Consider the following 8828-nt stretch of genomic DNA (forward strand, 5'->3'; position numbering starts at 1 on the left):
CGCTCTGCTGAGACATCGGCAGGGCGTTTTTTTACAAGTTCAAATTATGATTGCTGTTGCAATCATGGAGGTGATAAAAATGTCTAAGGTTATCGGTACAAATAGTTTCCCCAGATAGTTATAAAAAGGAGATGGAGATTATAGGCAACAAATTAACGATCTACAACAGCGAGTACATAATGACAACTCCGCTGGAAAAGCAGGAATACATCATCTACAAAATGATGTATTCGGGGCTGTATATCCTTGCAGGAGCACCGAAGATAGGCAAGTCATGGTTAGCACTTGACTTGTGTATGTCGGTCGCAAACGGCGAGCAGTTCCTCAAGCACGATACTAATACAGGTCAGGTATTGTATCTCAGTCTCGAGGACAACCTCCTGCGCTTGCAGAACAGGATATACGAGCTCACAAACGAACCTTGTGAGAATCTCAATTTCGCAATAGAAGCGCGATCAATAGGCAACGGTCTTGAGGAAGAACTTGAAAAGAGTAAACAGGAGCTTCCGAATCTGAAAGTAATTGTTATCGATACACTTCAGAAAATCAGGTGCAACACTGATGTCAACTATGGTTCGGATTACAAAGAGCTTTCTGTACTGAAAGCTCTTGCAGACAAGCTGAAAGTTGCAATACTTGTCGTACATCATACGCGCAAGTGTTATGACAGCGATCCGTTTAATATGGTCTCAGGCTCGACAGGTATCATCGGCAGCGTCGACGGAATCATGGTCATGATAGAACAACGGCGCGGCAGCGGTAAAGCAAAGCTGCATTGCGCAGGTCGTGACATTGAACACCTTGAATTGAATTTGGAGTTTTCAAATCACAGGTGGAATGTAGTTGACGATGTTCCTGAGCGCAAGCCAGACCTTTTCTCTTTCGCGATACATGATCTCATGGTCGATGAGAAGCGCTTCACAGGTTCAGCAACAGAACTCTGCAAGCTGATGTACAAACGCTTCGTTCGTGAGTATGCTCCGAACTGGATGACGCGCAATCTCGTTCAGCATACCGAAGAACTTAAAGTGTACGGAGTGCAATTCAGTATGCGCAGAAGCCATGGCTCGCGCATACTGGAGCTCGTTTATGACCAGTCGGGTGACAGTAAAAACGGAAGTCTGCTGTGGGTAGAAATTGCTGACCATACCGGCACCCGAAGTCCAGAAAACGTCTATTTACCTTTGGTTGAGACGGGTGACGGTAAAACAGAGGGTGACGTTATATGTGGTTCAGGGTGACGGTATACACACGCACAAAAGCGCCCGTTTTTGCCGCCGACACCCAAATCGGGGAGTTATCCCATCTGCGGCAGTGAAAGCGGTTGTCGCGCAACGTCGAGCGAGTGTGGCGATACCACACAGATACTATCGGCGAAGGGAAAAGCAACGGTACCCGAAAAAATCGGCTCAGAAAAGCCGGCAAGCATAGCTACTGGCATTCCGCCTGCCGCCTTGCTTGTCGGGCAGAAGCCCGAACCCACTTCAATTGGCATAAAAAGGAGAAGGTAGATAACATGAGAAAGAAGAATACCACAATTGCGATACGCTGCACAGAGGAAGAAAGCAGGCGTATCCACGAACTGGCTGAGAGGCACGGCTTGAAGCTGAATGACTTCGTTATGCGGTGCACTCTTGGCAAGAAAATCGTTGTTGCACACGGCATCGATGAGATAGTTCGGCAGCAGAAAGCTATCGGGCGAAACCTCAATCAGATAGCTACACTTGCAAACATGGACAGGCTGACCGCTGTGAATTTTCAACCGCTCCTCGACGAGCACAGGAAGGTCACAGAGCTGATAGGTCAGCTGCTTCGGGAGGTGAAATAGTGGCGACGGTCACTGCGATAAGCACGAAAGGCGGTGGCGGTGGAAAGAAAAGTCTCGAGTACATCTGCCGCGATGACAAGACCAAGGGTAAGAAATACGTGACAGCTCTCAACTGTTCGCTGCCAACTGCCTATCAGGAATTCAAAAATACCCGTGAGATGTACGGTAAGACTGACGGAGTCAAATATTATCACTTCGTTCAGTCGCATCCGAGTGGCTACAATATTGCTCCCGAGCTTGCTCATAAGATTGCAGTCGAGTTTGCTGAGAAAGCATTCCCGGGACACGAAATTGTTGTGGCAACTCACACCGACGCAGACCATATACACTCGCACTTCATATTCAATGCAGTGAACGCCGAGACAGGTCTGAAGTACCACTCAAACAAGTTCACACTGCAAGACCTTCGGCATCTCAGCGATGAAATTTGTCAGAAGTACGGAGTGACAACTCTCAGCAATCCTGAGATACACAAGCAGAGCAATGGTATCACTAACGGAGAGTACCGTGTTGCAATGCGAGGTGAGAGCTGGAAAATGACTCTCTCCAATACCATTGACATGGTCATGAAAAGAGCAAAATCAAAGAAGCAATTCCGCTTTTATATGAAGCAGTGTGGCTACGATGTGAAATGGGAGGACAGCCGAAAGTACATCACATACACTTGTCCCAACGGCAGGAGATGCCGCGACAATAAGCTTCACGAAGCGAAATACAGGAAGGAGAACATGGAATATGAGTTCGAAATACGAAGAAGCGAAAGAAGCCTCCAAGCAGAATTTGGAGGAGACACAGGACATACCAACTATGGTCTGCGTCCAGGAACACAACTGGCTGGCGTTGATATCACAGCTGAAACTTCTGACAGATACGCTGTTCGATGTCAAGGCTCAGACAGACGAAACTATGACATACGCACAGATGGAACGGTACCTGCGAAATCAGCAGACGATATACGATCAGCTGCTGGAACAGGGAAAGGAGATACAGGAGCAGACGTCGCAGAACGTGACGGCAGAGGTGTCGAAGCTGGATCAGGCGGCGAAGGACCTCGTATCACAGGCTGGGAGGCTGAACGAGCAGACCTTATCGCAGCTGAAATGCTCCGAAGAGCAGAGCAGAAGTCACGGCTTCAGACTGCTCCGACTGGTGGTACTGATAGAAGTGCTGCACCTGATATCGTCGGTGGCATTGCTGCTCTGGCTTCGATGATCGAGGACGAACCTGTTGATGACGATACTGAGTATGCTCGAGGGCATGTTGACAGCAAAGCACTTGCTGAGGAACGAGAGCGCAAGGAAGCTCACGGAATACACATGGGGTGACTATTACTCAGGGATAAAACGTCCGTGAGTTATTTTTCAGAGCCCGACTACCGTAACGGTACTTGAAGTTCCGAAACAGGACTGCACTCTGTCCTACCTCAGGAGCGAGTTCCCGAAATGGGAATTCGGTATGGTGGGATGAAACATCCCGTCATGACGCTGGGGTGGTGAATCGCCACCTCGCCACCTGAGTCGGCGAATCGCAGGTTCAGCAAAGGGGTGACCCCAAACGGACATTCCTGATGTATGGAAACACGACAGCAGCTCACGGTGAACGCCGCGTTCACCGTACTGCACTCGCCCTGATTCGGGGCGAGTGTGAACAAAACGTTCAGTACCGACAGGCGTTGCTGAAACGGCAGCACCTTCAAATCATCCGTATCAGAAGGTATGAGCTGACAGAACGATTTGTTCGGTCAGGGGGGCTGGAGTAACGAAACGTGACGGCGTCTCTGTCAACAAAGGGTATCATCAAACGTGACAGCCTTTGTAATAAGGGTATTGTGAAAGCAGATACCCTTGTAGTGGTTGTGCTCGGTATCAACAGCCGACATTCAGTAGTTCTGGTGAATGGATTTCGACAGCGAGCTGTGGTATGATTGTTGGTCAGGAGGTGATCGAGGCGATGAAGTTGCAGGATCTGTATTACGGGAACGTCATACCTTGTCAGCACGATGTGAGAAAGGACTCCGACTATGCAAAGCGAAGTCTGGAGTTTTTCGAGATGTGTGACAGGCTTGAGAAACGTCTATCGGCTGACGATAGAAAGCTGCTGAACAACATAACGGATATGGAGGGAATGCTGTCCGAAACAATGGTAGCAGAGAGCTACATACAAGGCTTCCGCGACTGCGCTGAACTGATAACTGATGTGATGTTCGGCAGGAGCGAGAACCTGAAATAAAATCATAACAATCAAAATGGAAAGGGTACGGACAGAGCCGTACCCTTAGTCGTTTTCAAAAAGGAGAATGTTAAAATGAGCAATTCAAATCACATAGGAAACACAAGCGAGAGATATATAAGGAGCGTGATATATTGGGAAGAACTATTAAAGAACCGCAAATCAGAAACATCAATGTTAGATTTAATGGAGACACGCAGGACTTCGAATTGTTCATAAAATCGCTGCTCAGCGACTATCTCCATTCGGGTGATATAGACAAATGTCAACTGGCAGATGTTGTTGATAAGGTCGAAATATCGGAAACTAACGAGAAATCAGTAGACTTCTGAGTAGGTCTGTGGTATGGTGTGTCGTAGCACCAAACTAGGTGCTGCGACTGCCAAAATGAATGGAGGTATAAAAATGAAAGCATGGTTATATTACAGACTGTCCCGAGATGAGGACGCTGAGATGAACAGCCTTCAGAATCAGCGGCAGATACTCGTGGACTATGCAGAGCAGAACGGATACGATATAACAGGCGAGAGCTTCGACGACAACGTATCAGGTATGACATTTGAACGAAGGGGACTTCATCAGATAGAGCTCGCGGTGGAGGACGGAAAGGTCGATGTTCTGCTGGTCAAGGACTTGTCCCGACTCGGCAGGCACCGAACACGCACGGCGCTGTTCATTGACTACCTGCGTGAGAACAATGTTCGAGTATATTCCGTGACCGAAGGGATCGACTCCTCAAACGAGAATGACGATATGATAATCGGATTCAAGCAGCTCGTCAATGACTTCTACGCTAAGGATATAGGCAAGAAAGTCCGCACGGGAATTCGTCAGAAGCAGAAAACAGGAATGACCGTAAATCTGCCAATGGGTTACTATAAGGACAAAAATACAGGTGAGGTGCTTGTCGATGAAACGGCAGCAGCGATAGTCAGGGAGATATTCGAGAAATTCTTCGCAGGCTACGGACTCAGTACAATAGCGAAAGACTTCAACCGGCGAGGAATAAAATCTCCTGAATACTTCTCGCACAGAAAGGTCGGAGCACAAAGAACAGAGATATGCAAGAAATTTTTGTGGGTGCAAACAACGGTCAAACGTATAATCCAGAACGAAGCGTATACAGGAACTCTTGTCAATCACAAGACTGTGACGTCGAAAATCTATAAGACTGTGGACGTTATTCCGCCTGAAGAGCAGTACCGCCACGAAAACTTCATGCCTGCGATAATCGACCGTGAGACATTCGAGCAGGCACAGATATTGCTTGAAAGCAGGCTTAAAAATCATGCCCGGGCGAAGTTCGGAAGCGTTATCCATAGATACTGCGGAATGATAAAATGTGCCGAGTGCGGAGCGAGCCTCATAGCTAAGAAACGGACAGTAGCAGGGCACTCATGGGTAGAGTACACCTGCAACAGCAACCACCGCTACGGCAACGAATACTGCACCGCTCACACTATCCGAGAGCCTCAACTCGATGAGATAATACACACAGAGCTTGCAATGCTCCGTCAGGAGATACTGGATTCCAGTCAGAAGTACGATGAGATCGTAAAGGACTGGAACAAAAAGAAGCCTAAATACGATAAAATGATAAAAGAATATTCGCAAAAGATAGTTACTCTTAACGGGCAGATCGAGGGACTGATAATGGAGCGTATCGGTGACCGCGAACACGCCAAGGTCTACAACTCTATGATCGAAAAGCGAGAAGCTGAGATAGCGGAGCTGACACAGAAGATAGAGGACTGTAAGAAGTTCGACGAGCTCAGCAAGAAACGCCGTGACGAGCTGATGTCTACCGCGGAGCTTCTGGACGAGGTGCTGCTAGAGCCGTACATCAGCGATACCAACATCAGACTGCTCGTGCGGAAGATAAACGTCCACGAAAACGAAGACGGTAGCCTTGATGTGTCGTTGGAGTTCAACGGAGACTTCCATGATTCGAGCACAGTGTGCTTTGAGATAAATGATTAAAAAGCAATAGCCGCAGGGAGACCTGCGGCTTAATAAATATATACATAAAATGTGATTGCATTATTTGCATTTAATTCCTTCCAAGTAATCCTGATGTAGTTCATATTCATTATTCATGTAATCAGTATCATAAGGAGATTCAACAAAGTAACTTGGTTCCTTTAACTCCATATTAGGTAGGTCAGAATAAATTTTATTTGAATTAAACCGATTGATAATTTCAGGATAAAGCTCTAGTGGAGAATTCGTAATTAGTTCAGAGATATATTTTTTCGTTTTCTCTAAATAACCTGGTTCAATGGAATTGATATATGAAATGTAGCCTTTTATTACATCATTGTTATTATACTCGCCAGTTGCAATTGATCTATGAATCATAGCTCTAACTTTTCTTTTCAAATCTTTTGAGACTTTAATCTGATTATCATTTATCGTTATTCCTAGAATCTGTTTTCTGCACTTAGGCGTCATAAAACGTGTTTTTAAGTCGTTAACAATAAAGCCTTCATCTTTTATTATCTTACAAATGGTTTTATATGCTTTTTTTAAAGTGTCTCTATTATCTGACGAAAAAGCCATATCATCAGCATATCTTGTAAATACTATATCATGCTTTTGACAATAACCAGCTAATCTATAGTCCATTTTTCTACAAATAAGATTGGCCAAATGAGCGGATGTAACAGCTCCTTGCGGTAATGCTCCATGATGTGTACAAATATTAGTTAATAAAAAAGCAATTTGAGAATTATATCCTATGCTTAAAAAAAGATTATATACTGTTTTCTTCGTTATTGATGGATAAAAGTCTTTTAAGTCTAGTTTTAAAACATACAAGTTATACTTATGATTTTGGGCAGATATATAAAGCGGTGAGCCGAGATTACTTGAACGTTTAAATCCAAGAGAATACGGAGAGGTTTTGATTTTATATATAATGTTACATAAAATCCATTTTTGAACTTGCTTTAACGAGTATACAGGTGCATGTATAATACGTACTCCACCATTCTTTTTTGGAATTTCAAATGTTTTGTATTTGTTTTCTGTTTCAGATGAAAGCCAATAAATAAGCTTAGAATCAAGTCTGATGGCTTTAACTAAGTCTTCGAAAGAAACTAAACATGGCAAGCCTAATGAATCAAGTATTATTTTATTCTTGTTATCTATCATAAAACATCAGCACCACTTTCTTACACAAAAAATGTTTTATCGCGAAAGCAATGTTAAAGTTCACAGTCGTGGAGTTTTACATTGCTTTTGTGTAACTATGATAATGTTTGAAACTTAGGAAGACGAACCATCTTCCGTAGGAAGTCGGAGAAACTCTTTCTTCAACAGGCTAAGAAAGTAGTGCTGATTATTTTAAGCATTAATTATTTCTAACCTGATTCGATTAAGTATTTTATTTCGGTTAGCAATATCTGCTGTATTTAACATGGATTTTGCATATTTATATCCCTTATCAGATAGTTGATAATAGAATTTTTCTTCTTTTCTGTTTTTGCAAATTAAACCTTTACTAAAAAGGCGACGCAAGGAAGCTAAATATATCATATCAAAGTTTTTAGGCTCGAATTTTTTTAAATATATATTTTTTATATTATGTGCTAATTCTTTAGCTTCCAACTCAACGTAGAAATATAAAAGCAATAGAATAAAGAGTAATTGTCCGGATATAATATCGATATCTTTAATACTTTTATTTTTGTTAATGTAGATACCGTTGCGTTTATAAATACCAATTCTTTTTAAAAGATTATTTACGCTTTCGTTTAAATTACTTTCATTAAAATAAAGAATATTGCTTTTGTTGATCTTTTTAATATGCTGAACTGGACCTTGGTTTATAAAACTTCTAGCAGATTTATATTTTGTTTGTAAAAAAACAATTGATTTAGCGGCCGTGTTTATATTATTTGCAAAAGCACCTAATTCAGCAAAAGATCCAGGGCTTTCGCTTACGATAACAATATAGTCACTATTATCTGCAAGAAAATCTTCCAGTTCTAACAAATCATATTTTTTTCGATTAAGGAGTTCCATGAATAGATCTTCAGGATACAAAACATTGATTTTATCGACTTTGTCAAGTTTTAATCTTATTGTATCTCTATATGATTGTCGCCCTTTAGTACTAGCGCCTCCACAAAGGAATAAATCAAGATTAGATTTTGATATGTGCAAAAAAACGTCGTTATATATTCTTTCATACATATCTTCCATAATGTAACTCCTTTACAATATTAACAAGTTCCTGTTGCAATTTTATCATAAAATGTCGAATTTGTCAATAGTAATTGGAAACATTTTAACCATTATTGTTTATTTAGTGCTATATGTGTGTAGGCACACACAGTAACTACACCTTCCGCGTCCCATTACCTGGTACCAAGGTAGGAATAGAGAAGTGTAAAAGAAAAAAGCCCGAATAATCGAGCTTTATTGCTGGTGCGGATGACAGGACTTGAACCTGCACACCTCTCGGTATTAGAACCTAAATCTAACGTGTCTGCCAATTTCACCACATCCGCATATTCAATTTTGACTGTCGAATTGTACTGCCGACAGGAACAGTATTATAAAACCAATGACGTAGCGTGAACGAAATCTTGCGTGTCTGCCAATTTCACCACACCCGCATATTTAATTTTGACTGTCGAATTTTACTGCCGACAGTGGACAGTTTTATAAATCCAATGACGTAGCGCGAACGAAATCTGACGTGTCTGCTAATTTCGCCATACCCGCATATTTAATTTTTACTGCCGATTTTGACTGCCGACAGGAG

Annotated in this window: 9 protein-coding genes and 1 tRNA gene; 7 read left to right on the forward strand and 3 right to left on the reverse strand. The window is 42.8% G+C overall.

All coding sequences use genetic code 11. The features are described from left to right. The first annotated feature begins 131 nt into the window (after positions 1-131). The 7 genes from BUB28_RS13495 (at position 132) to BUB28_RS13520 (ending at position 6037) form a co-directional block, all read left to right on the forward strand. Positions 132-1241: an AAA family ATPase gene (locus BUB28_RS13495; protein WP_081373527.1), complete on the forward strand. Its 1110-nt coding sequence runs from the start codon at positions 132-134 to the stop codon at positions 1239-1241. 275 nt (positions 1242-1516) lie between these two features. Then, the gene (locus BUB28_RS13500) at positions 1517-1828 is read left to right on the forward strand and encodes a plasmid mobilization protein (protein WP_072952072.1); all 312 of its coding nucleotides are present in this window, start codon (positions 1517-1519) and stop codon (positions 1826-1828) included. Next, a complete protein-coding gene (locus BUB28_RS13505; RefSeq protein ID WP_072952073.1) occupies positions 1828-3153 on the forward strand; it encodes a relaxase/mobilization nuclease domain-containing protein in 1326 nt (441 codons plus the stop codon). The genes BUB28_RS13500 and BUB28_RS13505 overlap by 1 nt, the downstream gene beginning before the upstream one ends. 440 nt (positions 3154-3593) lie before the next feature. Continuing rightward, positions 3594-3752 carry a hypothetical protein gene (locus BUB28_RS17105; RefSeq protein ID WP_175547858.1) on the forward strand — a complete coding sequence of 53 codons (159 nt, stop codon included), beginning with the start codon at positions 3594-3596 and terminating at the stop codon, positions 3750-3752. Between the two features lie 26 nt (positions 3753-3778). After that, positions 3779-4057, forward strand: coding sequence for a DUF6809 family protein (locus tag BUB28_RS13510; RefSeq protein ID WP_072952074.1), 279 nt, complete (start codon positions 3779-3781; stop codon positions 4055-4057). Between the two features lie 209 nt (positions 4058-4266). Beyond that, positions 4267-4389: a hypothetical protein gene (locus BUB28_RS17515; protein WP_278291297.1), complete on the forward strand. Its 123-nt coding sequence runs from the start codon at positions 4267-4269 to the stop codon at positions 4387-4389. A 73-nt stretch (positions 4390-4462) separates the two neighbouring features. Continuing rightward, on the forward strand, positions 4463-6037 hold the full coding sequence (locus BUB28_RS13520; RefSeq protein ID WP_072952076.1) for a recombinase family protein: 1575 nt from the start codon (positions 4463-4465) through the stop codon (positions 6035-6037). 60 nt (positions 6038-6097) lie between these two features. Here the strand turns inward: BUB28_RS13520 and BUB28_RS13525 are convergent, their stop codons facing one another. The 3 genes from BUB28_RS13525 to BUB28_RS13535 form a co-directional block, all read right to left on the reverse strand. Beyond that, positions 6098-7210, reverse strand: coding sequence for a retron St85 family RNA-directed DNA polymerase (locus BUB28_RS13525; protein WP_072952077.1), 1113 nt, complete (start codon positions 7208-7210; stop codon positions 6098-6100). A 192-nt stretch (positions 7211-7402) separates the two neighbouring features. Next, on the reverse strand, positions 7403-8263 hold the full coding sequence (locus tag BUB28_RS13530) for a retron St85 family effector protein (RefSeq protein WP_072952078.1): 861 nt from the start codon (positions 8261-8263) through the stop codon (positions 7403-7405). 223 nt (positions 8264-8486) lie between these two features. Further along, positions 8487-8571: transfer RNA gene (locus tag BUB28_RS13535), tRNA-Leu, on the reverse strand. Between the last annotated feature and the right edge of the window lie 257 nt (positions 8572-8828).

This window comes from Ruminococcus flavefaciens, from assembly GCF_900143025.1.
GTDB classification, from domain to species: domain Bacteria; phylum Bacillota; class Clostridia; order Oscillospirales; family Ruminococcaceae; genus Ruminococcus; species Ruminococcus flavefaciens_I.